This window comes from Streptomyces sp. NPDC051822 (genome assembly GCF_044452745.1).
GTDB lineage: Bacteria > Actinomycetota > Actinomycetes > Streptomycetales > Streptomycetaceae > Streptomyces.
This window is the reverse complement of record NZ_JBITBZ010000008.1, coordinates 333,954-352,071: the sequence shown is the minus strand read 5'-3', so window position 1 is coordinate 352,071 and position 18,118 is coordinate 333,954. Positions and strand designations below refer to the sequence as shown.

The 18,118-nt window shown below is 70.9% G+C and carries 16 protein-coding genes and 1 pseudogene; 10 read left to right on the top strand and 7 right to left on the bottom strand.

Going from position 1 to position 18,118, the window contains the following annotated elements:
- Window positions 1-7: 7 nt before the first annotated feature.
- From ACIA8N_RS24985 to ACIA8N_RS24975, 3 genes are all read right to left on the bottom strand, one after another.
- Entirely contained in the window at window positions 8-607 is a 600-nt protein-coding gene (locus tag ACIA8N_RS24985; RefSeq protein WP_365786604.1) for a hypothetical protein, read from the bottom strand.
- Between the two features lie 7 nt (window positions 608-614).
- The gene (mqnC, locus tag ACIA8N_RS24980; RefSeq protein ID WP_030549939.1) at window positions 615-1,814 is read right to left on the bottom strand and encodes a cyclic dehypoxanthinyl futalosine synthase; all 1,200 of its coding nucleotides are present in this window, start codon (window positions 1,812-1,814) and stop codon (window positions 615-617) included.
- 224 nt (window positions 1,815-2,038) lie between these two features.
- Window positions 2,039-2,911: a menaquinone biosynthesis protein gene (locus tag ACIA8N_RS24975; RefSeq protein WP_365786606.1), complete on the bottom strand. Its 873-nt coding sequence runs from the start codon at window positions 2,909-2,911 to the stop codon at window positions 2,039-2,041.
- Between the two features lie 260 nt (window positions 2,912-3,171).
- Here ACIA8N_RS24975 and ACIA8N_RS24970 point away from each other — a divergent pair, with 260 nt between their 5' ends.
- Entirely contained in the window at window positions 3,172-3,375 is a 204-nt protein-coding gene (locus ACIA8N_RS24970; protein ID WP_015035453.1) for a cold-shock protein, read from the top strand.
- A 131-nt stretch (window positions 3,376-3,506) separates the two neighbouring features.
- On the opposite strand, the gene ACIA8N_RS24965 is transcribed toward ACIA8N_RS24970, so the two are convergent.
- Window positions 3,507-4,343 (bottom strand): M23 family metallopeptidase, encoded by an 837-nt coding sequence (locus ACIA8N_RS24965; protein WP_365786608.1) that lies wholly within the window; start codon window positions 4,341-4,343, stop codon window positions 3,507-3,509.
- A 131-nt stretch (window positions 4,344-4,474) separates the two neighbouring features.
- Between ACIA8N_RS24965 and ACIA8N_RS24960 the strand changes: the two genes are divergently transcribed.
- From ACIA8N_RS24960 to ACIA8N_RS24935, 6 genes are all read left to right on the top strand, one after another.
- A complete protein-coding gene (locus ACIA8N_RS24960; RefSeq protein ID WP_365786609.1) occupies window positions 4,475-4,882 on the top strand; it encodes a DUF1992 domain-containing protein in 408 nt (135 codons plus the stop codon).
- A 31-nt stretch (window positions 4,883-4,913) separates the two neighbouring features.
- Window positions 4,914-5,420, top strand: a complete 507-nt coding sequence (locus ACIA8N_RS24955; RefSeq protein WP_365786611.1) for a DUF664 domain-containing protein — start codon at window positions 4,914-4,916, stop codon at window positions 5,418-5,420.
- A 99-nt stretch (window positions 5,421-5,519) separates the two neighbouring features.
- A complete protein-coding gene (locus tag ACIA8N_RS24950; protein ID WP_365786613.1) occupies window positions 5,520-7,841 on the top strand; it encodes a VCBS repeat-containing protein in 2,322 nt (773 codons plus the stop codon).
- A gap of 73 nt (window positions 7,842-7,914) precedes the next feature.
- Window positions 7,915-8,355 carry a hypothetical protein gene (locus tag ACIA8N_RS24945; RefSeq protein ID WP_365786615.1) on the top strand — a complete coding sequence of 147 codons (441 nt, stop codon included), beginning with the start codon at window positions 7,915-7,917 and terminating at the stop codon, window positions 8,353-8,355.
- A gap of 120 nt (window positions 8,356-8,475) precedes the next feature.
- Window positions 8,476-10,704 (top strand): VCBS repeat-containing protein, encoded by a 2,229-nt coding sequence (locus ACIA8N_RS24940; protein WP_365786617.1) that lies wholly within the window; start codon window positions 8,476-8,478, stop codon window positions 10,702-10,704.
- Window positions 10,705-10,766: 62 nt separating this feature from the next.
- Window positions 10,767-12,974, top strand: coding sequence for a VCBS repeat-containing protein (locus ACIA8N_RS24935; protein WP_365786619.1), 2,208 nt, complete (start codon window positions 10,767-10,769; stop codon window positions 12,972-12,974).
- Here the strand turns inward: ACIA8N_RS24935 and ACIA8N_RS24930 are convergent.
- Window positions 12,961-13,389, bottom strand: coding sequence for an ATP-binding protein (locus ACIA8N_RS24930; protein ID WP_365786622.1), 429 nt, complete (start codon window positions 13,387-13,389; stop codon window positions 12,961-12,963). The two genes, ACIA8N_RS24935 and ACIA8N_RS24930, sit on opposite strands and share 14 nt — an antisense overlap.
- A 90-nt stretch (window positions 13,390-13,479) precedes the next feature.
- Here ACIA8N_RS24930 and ACIA8N_RS24925 point away from each other — a divergent pair, with 90 nt between their 5' ends.
- The 3 genes and pseudogenes from ACIA8N_RS24925 to ACIA8N_RS24915 all read left to right on the top strand — a co-directional run bounded on the left by ACIA8N_RS24925 (window position 13,480) and on the right by ACIA8N_RS24915 (window position 15,102).
- A complete protein-coding gene (locus ACIA8N_RS24925; protein WP_365786624.1) occupies window positions 13,480-14,343 on the top strand; it encodes a helix-turn-helix transcriptional regulator in 864 nt (287 codons plus the stop codon).
- Window positions 14,340-14,585, top strand: coding sequence for a DUF397 domain-containing protein (locus tag ACIA8N_RS24920; protein ID WP_365786626.1), 246 nt, complete (start codon window positions 14,340-14,342; stop codon window positions 14,583-14,585). The genes ACIA8N_RS24925 and ACIA8N_RS24920 overlap by 4 nt, the downstream gene beginning before the upstream one ends.
- A pseudogene (locus tag ACIA8N_RS24915) lies at window positions 14,549-15,102 on the top strand (HAD family hydrolase). Before ACIA8N_RS24920 ends, ACIA8N_RS24915 begins: the two are co-directional and overlap by 37 nt.
- Before the next feature lie 10 nt (window positions 15,103-15,112).
- On the opposite strand, the gene ACIA8N_RS24910 reads toward ACIA8N_RS24915, so the two are convergent.
- Both ACIA8N_RS24910 and ACIA8N_RS24905 read right to left on the bottom strand, forming a co-directional pair.
- Window positions 15,113-16,408: a tachylectin-related carbohydrate-binding protein gene (locus tag ACIA8N_RS24910; protein WP_365786628.1), complete on the bottom strand. Its 1,296-nt coding sequence runs from the start codon at window positions 16,406-16,408 to the stop codon at window positions 15,113-15,115.
- Between the two features lie 59 nt (window positions 16,409-16,467).
- Window positions 16,468-17,778 carry a hypothetical protein gene (locus ACIA8N_RS24905; RefSeq protein ID WP_365786630.1) on the bottom strand — a complete coding sequence of 437 codons (1,311 nt, stop codon included), beginning with the start codon at window positions 17,776-17,778 and terminating at the stop codon, window positions 16,468-16,470.
- Window positions 17,779-18,118: the final 340 nt, after the last annotated feature.

The window sequence follows — 18,118 nt, the reverse complement described above, 5'->3', positions numbered from 1 at the left end:
CCGGGAGCTACCGCCGCCGGAACACCAGCCGGCCGCCCAGGACGGTGGCGACGCACGTCGACGCGCCCTGGCTGACGAGGGCCGCCCGGTCGGGCACGTCGAAGACGGCGAAGCGGGCCGGGGCGCCCGGCGTCAGGGCGGGCAGGAGCACCAGCGGCGACGGGGAGAACGACGGGGCGCCGGGGAGCCGCTGCGGGCGGCGGCCCACGGCGAGCCCGGCCCTGCGTACCGCGTCCAGCACGGCCCGGTCGCGCAGTTCGCCGGCGACGGCGACCGTCCCGTGGGCGAGCAGCCGCTGCACGCCCCGGCGGGCGGAGGCGCCGCGCCGGGACGGGTCGGCCCGGAAGATGCGCTGCGCCCGCTCCCCCGGGATCGGCTCGGTGCCGAAGCCTGCCGCCTCACGGGGGTCCGGGTGGTACATGCCTTCGAGCAGCTCGGGACCGAACGGGTTGAGCAGCCCGGGGGTGAGGATGCCGGGCCAGTTCCGCACCCGTGCCTCGGGCCGGACGGCGGCCAGGTCCTCGTACAAGCCGACGGCGGCGATGAGCTCGCCTTCGACCAGGACGGCCGTCTCGGGGGACGCCTCGGCGACGTGGATCGTGAGCACGCGCGCGTCAGTTGGCGTCGAGGAGCTTGAGCTCGGGGTGCGCCGTGCCGCCCTCGATCGCGATGGAGGAGATGTGCGAGGCCACGCGCTCGTCGACCGGGTCGTTCGCCGGGTCGTCGTGCACGACGAGGTGCTCGTACGTGGTGGCGCGCTGCGCGGGGACGCGGCCGGCCTTGCGGATCAGGTCGATGATCTCCAGGCGGTTGGAGCGGTGCTTGGCACCGGCCGAGGAGACGACGTTCTCCTCCAGCATGATCGAGCCGAGGTCGTCGGCGCCGTAGTGCAGGGAGAGCTGGCCGACCTCCTTGCCGGTGGTCAGCCACGAGCCCTGGATGTGGGCGATGTTGTCGAGGAAGAGCCGCGCGATGGCGATCATGCGCAGGTACTCGAAGAGCGTGGCGTGCGTGCGGCCCTTGAGGTGGTTGTTCTCGGGCTGGTACGTGTACGGGATGAAGGCCCGGAAGCCGCCCGTCCGGTCCTGCGTGTCACGGATCATCCGCAGGTGCTCGATCCGCTCGGCGTTGGTCTCGCCGGTGCCCATCAGCATGGTGGAGGTGGACTCGACGCCCAGCTTGTGGGCGATCTCCATGATCTCCAGCCAGCGCTCGCCCGACTCCTTCAGGGGGGCGATGGCCTTGCGGGGGCGCTCCGGAAGCAGCTCCGCGCCGGCGCCGGCGAAGGAGTCGAGGCCGGCGGCGTGGATGCGGGTGATCGCCTCCTCGACCGGGACCCCGGAGATGCGGGCCATGTGCTCGACCTCGGAGGCGCCGAGGGAGTGGATGACCAGCTGCGGGAAGTCCTTCTTGATGGCGGCGAAGTGGTGCTCGTAGTACTCGACGCCGTAGTCCGGGTGGTGGCCGCCCTGGAACATGATCTGGGTGCCGCCGAGCTCCACGGTCTCCGCGCAGCGGCGCAGGATGTCGTCGAGGTCGCGGGTCCAGCCCTTCTTCGTGTCCTTCGGGGCCGCGTAGAAGGCGCAGAACTTGCACGCCGTCACGCAGACGTTCGTGTAGTTGATGTTCCGCTCGATGATGTACGTCGCGATGTGCTCGGTTCCCGCGTACCGGCGGCGGCGCACGGCGTCGGCGGCGGCGCCGAGGGCGTGCAGCGGCGCCGAGCGGTAGAGGTCGAGCGCCTCCTCGGGGGTGATCCGGCCACCCGCGGCAGCGCGGTCGAGAACAGACTGGAGTTCGGCCTTCTCGGTCACCGGATGTGTCCCTTTCGGAGGGGTTCTTACGGACCGAACCAGCGTACGCCAGCGGTCTTCGCGGCTTCCGCTGGGTGCCGTCGGGTGCCGTGCGGGCCTCCGGCGGTAATGCGGACGGCCCGGGCGCGGATATTTCGGATATCGGATATACGAAGGAATTGCCGGACGCTTACCGCCCGGGAACGCGCCGGCGAATTCCCCTACGGATGCCTATGGATGGATGCCTAAAGGGAAGCCCGCGCGAGCAGTTCGACGCGGACGTCGGCCGGGAAGCCGGTCGTGGGGCCGGTCCGGCGGGCGAACTCGCGCACTCCGTCGAGCTGCTCGGGGCCGAATCGGAAGTCGAGCGTACGGAAGTACCGCTCCAGGAGTTCGGCGTCGAAGGTCTCCCAGCGGGCGGCCTGCTCGGCGACCTTGGCGACCTCTTCGAGGGAGAGGTCGCGCGAGGCCAGGAACGCCTGGTGCACCTCGTGGACGGTCTCCGGCTCGCGCGCCAGGTAGTCCTTGCGCGCCGCCCACACGGCGAAGACGAACGGGAGGCCCGTCCACTCCTTCCACATGAGGCCGAGGTCGTGGACCTGGAGGCCGAGCCGGGGCGCGTCGTGCAGCGAGGCGCGCAGGGCGGCGTCGCCGATGAGGACGGCCGCCTCGGCCTCCTGCATCATCACGCCCAGGTCAGGGGGGCAGGTGTAGTAGTCGGGCGACACCCCGAACCGCTCGGCGAGCAGCAGCTGGGCGAGCCGCACGGAGGTGCGGGAGGTGGAGCCGAGCGCGACGCGGGCGCCGTCCAGCTGCTCCAGGGGGCGCTGGGAGACGATCACGCAGGACATGACGGGGCCGTCGCAGCCGACGGCGATGTCCGGCAGGGCCACCAGGTCCGAGGCGTTGCGGAGGTACTCGACGAGGGTGATGGGACCGATGTCGAGATCGCCCCGGACGAGCCGCTCGCTGAGCTTCTCGGGGGTGTCCTTGGTCAGCTCCAGGTCGAGGAGCGTGCCGGTCCTGGCCAGGCCCCAGTACAGGGGGAGGCAGTTCAGGAACTGGATGTGCCCGACGCGGGGCCGGCTGCGCTGCTGCTCGTCGGTTGCATTGTCCACATAGTGAGGCTAGACCCGTCTCGGTCCGTGGGCATCGGCGGGGCACGCGCGTCAGCGAGTGGAGCGAGATCAAACATGAGAGTGACGTGATCCTTCCCTCTACCGCCACGCGCGTCCTGCGTGCTACGCTCAACGCAAGTTGCAGTTTGGTTTCCCTTGCAGTACAGAGCCTGCGGAGCATGTGACCCGCAGGCTTTTGTAGTTTTCAGACTTCTTTGCAGGTTCTGGAGCAGGGCAACCCTTTGGCCCAAGGAGGGCTTATGGCTACCGGAACCGTCAAGTGGTTCAACGCTGAAAAGGGCTTCGGCTTCATCGCCCAGGACGGCGGCGGCCCGGATGTCTTCGTCCACTACTCCGCGATCAACGCGAACGGCTTCCGTTCGCTCGAGGAGAACCAGCTCGTGACCTTCGACGTCACGCAGGGCCCGAAGGGCCCGCAGGCGGAGAACGTCTCCCCGGCCTAAGGTGCCTGGGTCGGCGAACAAGCACGACTAGAGCAGTACCCAAGGAGCCCCGCTCCGTGCCTTCGGGCACGAGCGGGGCTCCTGCCCTTTTGCGGGCACTTCCCGGCCCTGGCGGGCGTTGCCGGGACCTCTCAGCAGTTCGGGATGACGGTCCCGTTGTTGTCGCGGGCCTCGTCGTTGCCCCAGCGGGACAGGTAGTACGCCGAGACGTACGCCCCGTACCCGTTCTTCCCCGCGTAGACCGTGTCGAGGTCCGTCTTCAGCCACCAGTGGTTGTAGTTGCCGGAGGCGTCGCGGATCTCCTGGCCCCACACCTTGCAGTAGACGTAGTTGGTGCCGGCGTTCAGGACGCCCTGCGGGGAGGTGGTGTTCGCCTGCGCGTAGCCGGTGGCGTTGGCGAAGGTGTCGACCCAGTACTTTCCGCCGCCCCCGCCCGAGCAGCCGTTGTCACTGGTCAGGGACTTGGAGCCGTAGGAGCCCGGGTAGGGCGCGAGGGAGGCTCCGTTGATGACGATCGGCTGCCCGACTCCGTTGTAGAGCTGCTCGTAGTGGATGTGGGCGCCGGAGCTGTTGCCGGTGCTGCCCGTGGTGCCGATCTGCTGGCCCTGGGAGACCGCGGCCCCGTGGGCCACCGAGTAGGCGTTGAGGTGGAAGTAGTACGTCTTCCAGCCGCCGCCGTGCTCGATCACGATGTAGTTGCCCGCGCCGGACGGCTGGGAGTAGCGGTAGGCGGTGCCGGACGCCGAGGCGAGGACCGGGGCGCCCGGGGTCGTACCGCCGTCGGAGCGGACGAAGTCGAGGGCCTGGCGGACCTCCGCCGAGTGGTGGCTGTAGGTCCAGGTCTGACCGCACGGGTAGGGCGCCTTGAAGAGCGGCGCCGCCTGGGCGGGGGTGCTGGTGACGAGCGCGGTGAGCAGGCCCGCGACGAGCGCGAGCAGGGTGCCGAACGGGGTGATCCGGGCACGCATGTGTCCTCCGGGTACCGAGACGGGACATGGGTCGACGCGCGTTGAACGGACCACAGCGTGCCGGAAGATCGCGTGCCGCAGAAGACCGCGAGGACCACACCCGGGCGGAGCCGTTTACGTAGTCTGGACACATGACCGAACGGAAGCCGCCCGGAGTCAGCTTCGAGTCGTTCGTGGACAAGCAGATCCGCGAGGCCGCCGAACGGGGTGAGTTCAGCGGCCTGCCGGGCTTCGGCAAGCCGCTGCCCGACGACTCGGCCCCCTACGACGAGCTGTGGTGGATCAAGGGCAAGATGCACCGCGAGGGCGCGTCCGTGCTGCCGCCCTCGCTGGCCCTGCGCAAGGAGGCCGAGGACGCGGAGGCGGCGGTGCCCGCGGCAGTCTCGGAGAGCCAGGTCCGGCGCCTGCTCGGCGAGATCAACAGCAAGATCGCCGAGGCCCTCCTCCGTCCGCCGGCCGGGCCGCCGCTGAACCTGCGCCCCTTCGACGTGGAGGCGATGGTGGAGACCTGGCGGAAGAAGCGGAAGAAGCGGCCGTGACCCCGGAGGGCCGCTGTCGGAAGGAGCCCCCATGAACAGCGCCGGTCTGCTCGTCGACTCGTTCGCCCGGGTCCGTGAGGCCGTCCACGAGGCCGTGGACGGCCTCACGGAGGACGACCTCGCCGTACGGATCGATCCCGACGCCAACTCGATCGCCTGGCTCGTCTGGCACCTCACCCGCATCCAGGACGATCACCTCGCGGGCGCCTTCGGCAGGGACCAGCTGTGGGACACGGACGGCTGGCGGGACCGCTTCGGGCTCCCGTTCCCCCCGGCGGCGACCGGCTACGGCCAGTCGCGCGCCCAGTCCGGGAAGGTCCGCGCCCCGGCCGAGCTGCTGCTCGGCTACCACGACGCCGTGCACGCCCGTACGGAGGAGCTGGTCGGCATGGTCACGAACGCGGACCTGGACCGGGTCGTCGACACCACCTGGGACCCGCCGGTCACCCTCGGCGTCCGCCTGGTGTCGGTGATCGCCGACGACCTGCAGCACGCGGGGCAGGCCGCGTACGTACGGGGCGTGGTGGAACGGCGGTGACGCCGAACGGCATGGCGTACAACCCTCCGGCCTGATCGGGAGTCGAACGGAACGGCGCTCGCACCATCGAGTGCCGTTTCGATTCCCGTGGGGGGAACCTTGCACTCCGTACGTCGCCCGGCCCGTCGCCGTGTCTCCGCCGCGATCACCACCGTCCTCGCCGTCACTCTCGGCGCGGGCACCCTGGCCGTCCCCGCGACGGCCACCGCCGCGCCCGCGTCCGTGCCCTCCGCCGTCACGGCGGAGGCGGGGGCCGAGGCGGAAGCGCCCTTCGCGTTCCCGGTGGACGCGGCCCTCCTGGCGGCCGGGGACACCGGTTTCCTGAGCACCAAGGGACTGAACGGCGGCATCGGGGCCCTCTGGACACGGTACGCGGACGGCTCGACGACCGCGGTCGACGGCATGGGGCACATCTACCCCACCGGGTCGGACGTGGTCGCGTCCGGAGACGCGTCGAGCCCCTACAGCGTCAAGGTCGTGAAGCTCTACGACATGGCCACCGGCGGCGCGCCCGTCGCGATCGACCTCGGCGCGCTGAACGCCACCTTCGTGCGGGCCGTGTCCCGGAACGCGGTCCTCGCCAAGGTGGTGAAGGCGGACCGCTCGTCGGAGGAGCTGCTCCTCGTCAGCCGCACCGGCAGCGCCGTCACGCAGACGAAGATCACCGGCATCCCCGTCGGAGCCAGGCACATCGGCTCCACGCCCGCGCGTGACGGCTCCGTCCTCGTCGACTACTACGCGGACAACGCCACCGGTGCGCTGCGGAGCCACTACGCCATGGTGGATCTCGTTACCGCCTCGGTGGTCTCGACCCACGAGACCGCTCCGAGCGCCTCGTACGTCAACAACCGGTTCAGCGCCTTCTCCGCCACCCATCTGGCCTGGTCGGACTGGATCGACTACCACGATCAGGAGATCGTCACCCTGAACCGTGCCACCGGCGTCGAGTCGCGGATCAACCTCGGCTACGGGGAGGCCCTCGCCGCTGGCCTGCTGGGTTCGTGGGCGATGTACGGCGTCCCGACAGCCCTCGGAGGAGACGGCAGGGGCGGTTCGAGCGCGGACGTCGCGTTCAGGGCGAAGTCGCTGACCTCCGGCGAGTCGGTCAAGCTCCTCGACTACGTCTCCGAGGTCCTGCCCGGCCCCGGCGGCACGCTGCTCGCGCGCGGCGGCACCGTCGAGAAGGGCGTGGGCGTGTACCGGATCTCGCTCGGGGCGGACGGCAGGCCGGTCGCCGAAATGGTCGCCTCCACCGGTGAACCGACACAGCTCGTGTATCTCGGCTCGCTGTCCCCCCGGACACTCGACCTGGACGCTCCCGGCTCCTTCCTCCAGTGGAAGCTGTCCCGGATCAACGCGAACATCGATCTCACCGTCACCCACCGCCGGACGGGCAAGACCTTCTCGAAGGAGATGTCCCTCTACACGGAGTCCGCCGGCAGCCCTTACCTCTGCGGGGACAACACCGTCTGCATCTCATGGGCGGAGATCGCCGCCGAATCCGAGATGGGCAAGGACGCCCACATCGGCGCGTACGACTGGACGTTCAAGGCCACCCCGCAGAACGGCGTCGGCCCGGCCGTCGAGGCCTCCGGCGGCTTCACGGCCGTCAAGACGTCCGCCCCGCACGACATCAAGGACAACGGCACCCCGGACCTGCTGGCCCGGGACGGCCAGGGCGTGCTGTGGCGGACCGACACCGCGTACGACGCCGGACGGAAGAGCCTCGTCGCGAACGGCGGGCGCGTCCGGGTCGGCGGTGGCTGGCAGGCCTACGACCGGATCGAGGCCGTCGGCGACATCGTCAGCCGTGGCTCCGCCGACTTCGTCGCCCGCGACCGGGACGGCGTGCTCTGGCTGTACACCGGGGCCGACGTCTCCCTCGACGTGACGCTGGCGCCCCGTACGCGGATCGGCGGCGGCTGGAACACGTACACCCGGTTCACCGGCGGCAGCGACCTCACCGGCGACGGCCGCCCCGACCTCGTCGCCACCGACACGGCCGGTGACCTGTGGCTCTACAAGGGGACCGGCAGCGCCACCGCTCCCTTCGCCGCCCGGAAGAAGATCGGATACGGCTGGGGGATCTACAACCAGATCACCGCCGTCGGCGACATCGGCGGCAACCCGACCGGAGACCTCGTCGCCCGCGACAAGTACGGCGTCCTCTGGACGTACCTCGGCAAGGGGGACGGCACCTTCGCGCCGCGTACGAAGATCGGTGGCGGCTGGGGCGCGTACACCGACTCCGTCGGCATCGGCGACGGCAACAAGGACGGCCGCCCCGACCTGTACGTGTACGGGCCGGGCGGCGCCGCGTACTTCTACCCCGGTACGGGCGACTACAAGGCGCCCTTCGGGGCCCGGGTGGCCAGCGGTGCCCTGCTCGGCGACGGAGTCTCGTACAACGGCACCTACTGACACCGCACGCCTGTACGGGAGTTCGGCCCTTTTTCCGTACAACCTCCCGCGCCGCAGATCACGGGGGGATCTCTTGAGCTCAGCACATATCACCCGGCACCGTCTCGGCACCGCCGTCACGACCGTCCTCGCGGTCACCCTCGGCGCGGGGCTCCTCGCCGTCCCGGCGACGGCGGCCCCCACCGCGCCCGGGGCGTTCGCGGCGGCCGAGGCCGAGGCGGCGACCCCGATCGCTGACCCGGGCGGCACCCTCCTCGGGGCCGGCCGGACCGGCTTCCTGACGCGGAACCACATCGGGCCCGAGCGGTACAAACTGCGCTGGACGACGTACGCGGACGGCACGACGACGACGCTGCCCGCGACGGATCTGACGCGCTCCGAGGTCTTCTCCACGGAGAACTCGGACATCCTCACGTGGGCGTACCTCGGTACGGGGAACACGACCGCGCCGTTCACCCGGGTCACGACCGACCTGTACGCGGGCGAGGGGACGAAGTTCAACTCCGTCTCGTGAAGCGAAGGTTGAGCCGCTGATCTACTTCACGTCGGCGTACAACCTTTCGAACTCCTCGTGAGTCCATGCGGGCGTGGCGATCTCTCGCCACGCCCGCACCTCTTGAGAGAGAGCCCTGCCTTGGCCCACGCACGTACGCCCCGCCGACGACTCGCCCTCGCCGTCACCGCCGCCCTGGCCGTCACGGTGGGGACCCTGACGGCCGTCCCGGCCGTGGCGGCGACCGGGACCGTCACGGCCGCGGAGCAGACGCAGACGCAGCAGGCCGCGCTCACGCTGCTGCCCGGCTCCTTGGTCGTCGGCAACGGCCCGTCCGGCTTCCTGACCCGCCGGCACGACGGCAGCCAGTACATCCACCGCTGGACGCGGTACGCGGACGGCGTCACGACCATCCTGCCCGCAGGCACATACGCGGGCAGCGTCGGATCGGACATGATCGTGAAGTCCGAGGGGGCCGTCCACAAGCTGTACGACATGGCCACGGGCGCCGAGCCCGTGGTGATCGACACCAGTGCCCTGGGCACCACCGCCAAGCTGGTCCGCCTGGCGGGCTCCACCCTCGTCATGCAGGTCCCGCAGGCCGGTGGCACCGCCGACATCCACCTCGTCGGCGAGCTGAACGGCGTGATCGCGACCCGCAAGGTGCAGGGTCTGCCCGCGGACGCGGCGATCCGCCAGTACGTCCTCGACTCGGCCGGCACCCTCAGGCTCGTCTACTACGGCACGGTGAACGGGGTGGCCTCCACCCGCCTGGCCAGGGTGGACATCGCGGACGCCACGATCGCCGAGGACCGCAGCCTGCCCCAGGCCTCGGTCTGGGCCGACGTCAGCGTGTCCGCCACGCACGTGGCCTGGGGCGAGGCGAGCGGCAACGGCCCCGCGGGTCTGGCGCTGTCCCGGCGGGACTCCACCGAGGTCACGCGCATCCCCGTCGGTTCGGGATCGCCGCTCGAGGTCGAGCTGACGGGCGACTGGGTCACGTACGCCGTGACCGGCGGAACCACGGCGGCCTCCCCCAACCCCCTGCACGCGCTGACGGCCCGCTCGCTGACCGACGGCCGGACGGTCAAGCTCCTCGACACCGTGGACGGCATCCTCCGCCCCGAAGCCGACGGCAGCATCCTCGTCCAGGGCGGCACGATCGAGCACGGCCAAGGCCTCTACCGGATCACCCCCGGCGCCGACGGCACTCCGGCCGCCACCCTCGTGGCGAGCAACGGCCTGCCGATCGTGCTCCAGCTGACGGGCCAGACGATCCCCGACACCTTCGACTTCCGTACGAGCAGCGGCGACGGCTACCTCACGTGGCAGTTCGCCGCGTACACCAACGCCAAGGTGAACGTCGAACTGACCCACACCGCGACCGGCAAGCGATGGACCAGCACCTCCTCCCTGGACAACGCCGGGCGAGGCCTCGCGTACTGGACGGGCCTGTTCGACGACTTCACCACCGCCGCCAACGGCGCGTACACCTGGAAGATGACGGCGACGCCCAACAACGGCATCGGCGCCCCGGTGGAGAAGACCGGCACGCTCACGGTCGACAGCGGGCAGGCCCCGCACGGCTTCTCGGACACCGGCTCCCCCGACCTGATCGTCCGTGAGGGCGGCACCCTGTTCGTCTACGACGGCCGCCAGGCCCTCTACCACGGCGCCCAGACCGAGCTGAAGGAGACGAACATCGGGGCGGGCTGGGACGCGTACGACCAGATCGTCACGCCCGGGAACGTCGCCGGCGCCCGGTTCGCCGACCTCGTCGCCCGCGACAAGACCGGTGCGCTCTGGCTGCACACGGGCACCGGCAAGACGGCCTTCTCCGAGCGGACGAAGATCGGCGGCGGCTGGCAGATCTACAACAAGATCACCGCCGGCGGCGACCTCGACGGCGACGCCCGCCCCGACCTCGTCGCCACCGACACGGCCGGTGACCTGTGGCTCTACAAGGGGACCGGCTCCGCCACCGCGCCCTTCGCGCCGCGCGTCAAGATCGGTTACGGCTGGGGCATCTACAACAAGATCGTCGCCACCGGCGACATCGGCGGCGCCGCGGCCGGCGACCTCGTCGCCCGCGACACCGCGGGCGACCTCTGGCTCTACCTCGGCAACGGCGACGGCACCTTCGCCGCGCGCACCAGGATCGGCGGCGGCTGGAACACCTACGACGAGATCATCGCCATCGGCGACGCCGACCGCGACGGCCGCGCGGACCTCCTCGCGCACGGCCCGGACGGCAGGAGCGACGAACTCGCCCTGTACTCGGGCACGGGCGACTGGAAGGTGCCTTTCCGGGCCCGGACCTGGCTCTACGCCGCCCCGCCGCTGACCGGCTCGTACAAGACCCTGTTCTGATCCCGTCCTGATCCTGTCCTGTTCCTTCCCCCCTCCTCGAACTCCCGAGAAAGAGCATGATCTTGACCCACGCACGTACGCCCCGACGGCGGCTCGCCGCAGCGATCACCGTCGCGCTCGCCGTCACGGCCGGACCCCTCATGGCCGGCCCGGCCGTGGCGACACCGGGGGCGATATCGGCCGCCGCGCAGGCCACCGCGACCCAGCAGGACGTCATCCCGTTCCGGGACGGCGCGACCGTCGCCGGTGCGGGCAGGACGGGCTTCCTCAGCCGCCACACGGTCGACGGCAAGGCCGTGTACGAGTGGACGCGGTACGCGGACGGCACCACCACCGCACTGCCGGCCGGGACCGCCGCGCCGATGGGCGGGAGCGACGTCGTCACGCAGATCGACGGGTCGGTCCACACCCTCCACGACATGGCGACGGACGCGAAGCCCGTGGCGATCGACCTCGGTCTCCTCGGGGACGGCTACGGCTCGGGGCGGGGCCTCGGGCCGTCCACCCTCTTCACCACGAAGACCACCGCGGCCGGAGGCAAGGAGGCCCACATCGTCAGCATCGTCGGCGGCACGCTCGTCGACGACAAGGTGACCGGACTGCCCGAGAACGCCGTGATCCGGCGCGTCTTCCTGGACTATTCCGGCAGCGTCATCGTCCGCTACGACGACGCTCCCGGCTCGACCCCCGGCACGCGCATCGCCGTGATCGACGTCGAGAAGCGCCAGGTCGTCGAGGACCACGAGGCGAAGGAGGGCGGAAACCACGACGGCGACGTCGCTCTGTCCCCGACCCACATCGCCTGGATCGAGCGGCCCGCCTTCGACACGGCGGACGTGGTCGTGGTCCGGCGGGACACCCGCGAGACCAAGCGTGTCCCGCTGGGCAAGGCGGACACGCTCTCCGTCGAACTGGCCGGCGACTGGCTGCTGTACGGGCAGGCGGGCGGCTACGACGCCTACCAGCAGAAGCCCCTGCACGCCCTGACCGCCCAGTCCCTGACGACCGGCGAGACGGTCAAGCTCCTGGACCACTCCACGAGCTCAGCCCCGGGCCCCGACGGCACACTGCTCGTGCGTGGCGGAACCGTGGCCCAGGGCGAGGGCGTGTACCGGATCGCCCTCGGGCAGGACGGCAGGCCGGTCACCGAACTCGTGGCGAGCACGGGCAAGCCGACGTCTCTCGAAGTGCTGAGCCAGAACGTCCCCGGCGTCGTCGACCTCGACCTCGCGTCCGCCCCCGCTCCGCTGACCTGGACCCTCAGCCGGACCAACGCGCACGTGCGGGTGGACATCACGCACACCGCGACCGGCAAGGCCTGGGCGTCCTCGGGCTACCACACCCGCGCTTCCTACACCGCGAGCTGGAACGGCCTGTTCGCCGACGGCATCGCCGCCCACAACGGCGCGTACACCTGGCGCATGACGGCGGAGCCGGCCAACGGCATAGGCCCCTCCCTCACCAGGACCGGCACCTTCCGCGTCGACCGGAAGGCCGTCCAGCACGACTTCAACGACAACGGAACGCCCGACCCCCTGGTCCGGGACATGTCGGGCCGCCTGTCCCGCCTGGACGGCGGCCAGTTCTTCGGCGAGACCGTACGCCTCCCCGAGAAGACGGCCATCGGCACCGGCTGGGAGATCTACGACCGTCTCGTCAGCCCCGGAGACGTCGCCGGAACCGCCCACTCCGACATCGTCGCCCGCGACATGAGCGGCGTCCTCTGGCTCCACCAGGGATCCGGCCACGCGCTGTCGCCCCGTGTCCGGGTCGGCGGCGGCTGGCAGGTCTACCGGCAGATCACCGGCGGCAGCGACATGGACGGCGACGGCCGCACGGACCTCGTCGCCGCCGACACGGCCGGCGACCTGTGGTTCTACAAGTCCACCGGCGACGCCACGAAACCCTTCGCCCCGCGCCAGCGCATCGGCGGCGGCTGGGGCATCTACAACAGCCTCACCGCCACCGGGAACATCGGCGGAGGGACCGCCGGCGACCTCGTCGCCCGCGACAAGGACGGCGTCCTCTGGATCTACCTCGGCAAGGGCGACGGCGCCTTCGCGCCCCGCACCAAGGTCGGCGGAGGCTGGAACTCGTACGCCGACATCGTCGGCATCGGCGACATCGACCGGGACGGCCGCCCCGACCTCCTCGCCACCACCACCGTCGGCGGCTACGCCTACCGCTACAAGGGCACCGGCGACTGGAGGGCCCCGTTCGGGCCGTCCCAGCTGATCCAGAACGGCAGCGGCTTCGTCACCGTGCTCTGACGGGTAGGGGGCGCGTCAGCGGGACGGTCGCCCAGACCGTCTTGCCGACGCACCGGTCCCTCACGCCCCACGCCGTCGCGAGGGCGGCCACGAGCAGCAGCCCGCAGCCGCCCTCGTCCGGCTCCCGGGCCGGTGAGGGCCTCCGCTCCCCGCGAGCGTCGGACAACTCGATCCGTACGTGGTCGTCACCCCGCCCCATCCGCGCCTCGAAGTCCCGCCCGGGCACCCGCCCGTGCAGGGCCGCGTTGTTGGCGAGCTCGGCGACGACCAACTCGGCCGCCTCGGCGGCGGCACCGGTCACGCCCCACTCATGCAGCTGATGCACAGCCAGTAGCCGAGCCAGGCGCGCGCCCCGGCGCGTGGCCGAGAGCCGGAGCGTGAACTCACCGGTCGGAGTGACAGTTTCGGACTTCATGCCCTGAGCGTCGCGCCCCGGCCGTACGCTGACCAGCAGCGACGCCACGACGCTGAGTGACGGTACGGGTACGCCAAGAGGGCGGTACGGATGTCGGGGAACCAGGAGGAGCGGCCGGAACGGCCCTCCGAGGTGGACGGTACGGCGCACCTGTTCCGTGCGCTCGGGAAGATCATCAAGGTGCTGCGCAAGAACGCGGGCCTGAGCCAGGCGGAACTGGCGGACGCCACCCATTGCAGCGAGGACCTCGTCTCCTCGGTCGAGCGGGGAGTACGCACTCCCCAACCGGACTTCCTGATCCGGGCGGACCCGGTGGTGGGGGCGGGGGGTGTGCTGATCGCGGCGGTGGACGACGTGAGGGAGGCGCTGGCGAAGGCGCGGGTGCGGCATCCGGATTGGTTCCAGGACTTCGCGAAGGCGGAGGCGGAGGCCGTAGCGCTGCACTACTACGAGGTGCAGGCGGTACCAGGCATCCTGCAGACCCCGGCGTACGCGCGCACCCTCTTCGAGCACCGCCGCCCCATGCTGGACGAGGCGACCGTCGAGAAGCGAGTGGCCGACCGGATCTCCCGGCAGGTGTTGTTCGACAAGTGGCCCGCACCGACGATCAGCTTCGTCCTGGAGGCGGCCGTCCTCCTCCGCCCGTTCGGTGGGCCGGAGGTCCACCGCGAGCAGCTGCGGTGCATCCTGGAGGTGGCCCGGCGACGGACCGTCGACCTCCAGATCATGCCTCTCGACAGGCACGAGCACCCTTACCTGGACGGTGCCTTCACTCTGCTGACCCCGAAGGGGCGGCGCGAGGTCGCGTACACCGAGATTTATGGTCACCCCCGGCTGATCACCGACCCGGAAGACGTCCGCCAACACGCTGAGCGCTATGGGATCATCCGGGCGCAGGCACTCACCAAGCGCGAGTCCCTGGACTGGATCGAGAAACTGCTGGGAGAACTATGAGCACCATGGATCTGGCCTGGTTCAAGAGCAGCTACAGCAGCTCCGAGGGCGGCAACTGCATCGAAGTCGCCTATGACTGGCGCAAGTCCAGCTACAGCGGCGGTGAAGGCGGCAACTGCGTCGAGGTGGCCGCCCACCCCACCGCCGTCCACATCCGCGACTCCAAGAACCCCGACGGCCCGCAGCTCGCCGTCGCCCCGACGGCATGGGCCGCGTTCGTGGACGTAGCAGCGGGCGCGTGACCAGCAAGGACTTCGTTCTCTTCGACGTCGACGGCACCCTCATGGACGCCGTGGCCAACCAGCGGCGCGTCTGGCGCGAGTGGGCCGCGCGGTACGGGCTCGACGGGGACGAGGTGTACGCCGTCGCGCTGCGGACGCGGCCCGTCGAGACGTTCGCGGCCGTCGTGCCGGGCGCGGACCCGGACGAGTGCCTCGCCCTCCTGCACGCGCTGGAGGACGAGGACGTCCGTACGGGTACGTACGCGGCCTTCGAGGGCGCCGTCGAGCTGCTGACCGCCCTGCCCGCCGACCGGTGGGCGCTGGTCACGTCGAACTACGAGCACCGGGTCCGGGGCCGGTTCGAGCGGACCCGGCGGAGTGTCTCGTGATCGAGGACGCGCCGTCGGGGGTCCGTTCGGGTCTGGCGGCCGGGATGACCGTCTGGACGGTCAACACCCCGGCCGCACACCCGGACGCGCACCGCCACTTCCCGACCCTGGCGGAGGCGGCGCCGCACATCCTTGCGGCGCTGGGTTAGGACCGACCGGTCAGAGGATGGCGTCGTAGATCCCCCAGCCATAGCCGATCTGCTTGCGGGTGGTCGGGATCGAGACTTCGTCGCGGTAGACGGTCTTGTAGAGCCAGAGGTAGCCGTTCCCGTCCCGGGCGAGAAGCTCGTCGTGGCTTTCGCCGCCGAGCTTCTGCGTCCAGGCAAGGGCGTTGTAGGCGTTCCAGCCGCCGCCCACCTTCACACGCGGCCCGTACGGTGCCCCGCTGGGCGCGTACGGGTACCCATACGCCCAGAGCACGCCGCTCGTGTCACGCGCCAGGGCGTTGTAGCCGGCCCCCTGGCCCGTGATGGCGGTGTACGTGTTCCAGCCGCCGCCCACCATTCGGCGCGGGTAGAAGATCACGGAGTCGCCCCGGTGGGTCGGCGCGTACTCCCAGAGCACGCCGGTCTTGTCCCGGGCCACGACACCCCGGTTGCGCCCGGTGATCGCGGTGTACGTGTTCCAGCCGCCGCCGACCCGCACGCGCGGCTTGAACGGGGCGTCGGGGTTTCCTGAGCCCTCGTAGTACCAGAGCACGCCATCCTTGTCGCGGGCGACGAGGTCGCCCTCGCCCGCCGCCGTCCGGTAGGTCAGGGTCGTGAGCGAGGTGTAGACGTTCCAGCCGCCGCCGATGCGCTTGCGTCCCCGGAGCGGCTTGTCGGCGTGGCCCGAGCTCGGGTACTGCCACAGCACGCCGGCCTTGTCGCGGGCGAGGACCGTCGTGCGCAGATACGCCTCCGGCGTGCCCTGCGCGAACGTGAAGGACACGGGCCCGCGCGCGTGGACCACTCCCTCCTCGGAGAGCACTTCGAGGGTGGCCGTGACGGTGCCGTACTTCTGCGCGGAGGAACTGGCGTCGAGACGGATCTCGTAGGTGAGGTCGTTGACCGTCGCCGTCGTCGGCAGCGCGGCCACCGACCCCCAGTCCCCGCTGCCCCACGGGCAGGGCTGGAAGGCACCGCCGTTGACGGCGCAGGACGCGGTGATGGTCGTGTCGAAGGAGTGGTCCTCGTCACCGGCGGCGTAATCGATGGACGGCAGGAGCAGACGTGCTTGCAGCCGTTCCGACGTGGCCCCGTACTGGGCGACCTTGACCCGGGTGGTCACCGGGCCTTCCTCCCCCGAGGGCACCACCAGCGGGCCGCCCTCCTGCACGACCGTCCCGGCCGAGGCCCCCGCCGCCCCGGTGACGTGGGTCGGCGCGGCGAGGGCCGTCGCCCCTCCCAGGGAGGCCGGGGCCACTCCGACGGCCAGAGCCGTAGCGATCACCACGGCCATACGTATGCGTGTCATCAGTCTTCTTCGTCCTCAGGATGCGGTCGATTGTGGTCGGTCGTGGCCGGTCGGCCGGGTCAGAGGATGGCGTCGTAGATGTCCCAGCCCCAGCCGATCTGCCTGCGGGTCGGCGACGGGACGAGGTTGCCGCTGCGGGTGAGGCCTTCGTAGAACCAGAGATAACCTTCCTTGTCGCGGGCGAGGTAGTCGCCGTAGCGGGAGCCGGCGAGGTTCCGGGCGTAGGCGATGCGGTCGTAGGCGTTCCAGCCACCGCCCAGGCGCACCCTCGGCGGGATGCCCGAGCCATGCCAGGAGGGCTCGTGCGACCAGAGCACTCCGGCCGTGTCGCGGGCCACGACGCCGTATCCGGGGCTTTGCCCCTGGCCCACGATGGCGCTGTACACGTTCCAGCCGTCGGTGACGAGCTGGGGCGACTGGAGGGGGACGGACGGGGTGGCGTCCCACGCCTGCGGGTAGTACCAGACGAGCCCCTCCCGGTCCCGGGCCATGAGGCCCCCACCCCGGGTCGTGATCGCGGTGTACGTGTTCCAGCCGCCACCGACCCGCACGCGCGGCTTGAAGGGGGCGTCCGGGTTTCCCGAGCCCTGGTAGTGCCAGAGGACCCCGTACTTGTCCCGGGCGACGATGCTGCCCTCGCCCGCCGCCGTCCGCTCTCCGAGGGGAGTGATCGACGTGTATATGTTCCAGCCGCCGCCGATGCGCTCGCGTGCCTTGAGCGGCTTCTCGTGGAGGCCGGTGCTCTCGTACTGCCAGAGGACGCCCGCCTTGTCACGGGCGAGGACGGTCGTCCGCAGGTTGGCCGCCGGAGTGTTCCGGGCGAACTGGAAGACGACGGGCCCGCTCGCGAGGTCGGGGGCCCCGCCCGCGCCCACTTCGAGGGTGCCGTTGACGTCGCCGTGCCGGCGGGCGCCGATGCCGGACTCGATACGGATGTCGTAGGTGAGGGTGGTCGCGGCCTCGGTGACGGGCATCGTGGCCACGTACGGGCCCTGGTTGACCCCTTCGAGCGGCTGCAGCCAGGGGCAGGGCTGGTAGGCACCGCCGTTGACCGAGCAGGTCGCCTTGATCTCGTCCTGGAAGTCCCACGCGTCACCCGCGAACTCATAGGTGATCGGCAGGAGAAGCCGCGCCTTCACGGGGCCGCTCGCGTCCGCCGGGAGAGTGACGGTGACCCGGGTGGTCACCACCTCCTCGCCCGAGGGCACGACCAGCGGGCCGCCCTCCTGGACGACGGTTCCGGTCGTGCTCGTACTCGCCTCCCCGGCGGTCGGCGGCACGGCAGCGGTCGCCGTGCCTCCCAGTACCGCAGAGGTCACGCCGACGGCCAGAACCGTCGCGATCGCCAGAGCCGCACGCACATGTGCCACGAATCCCCCCAGGAATTCTTCCGATTTTGTTCGGTAGTTCGCGTCTTCGACCTTCGAAGGGGGCGAATGGTTGTGCGGGAGGTCTCCGTGGTGCGGCGGGTGGCCGTGTCGAGCGAGTGCGGGTGGGACCGCCCTCTTTCCGAGAGTCGCTCCTTCCGGCGGTGCGTCAAGGGCGCTCCTGCGTCGCGTCGGCTTCGCCGATTCCGCTTCGCTCCACCCTTGACCCACCACCTCCAGGAGCGAAAGACCTCTCGGAGGGCGGTCCGGGGGCCGGGGTCCCGCGAAGCCCCGGGCAGCGGCCAGGGTTTGACGTGCGCCTGACGGTTAGCGGGTGGGGTCT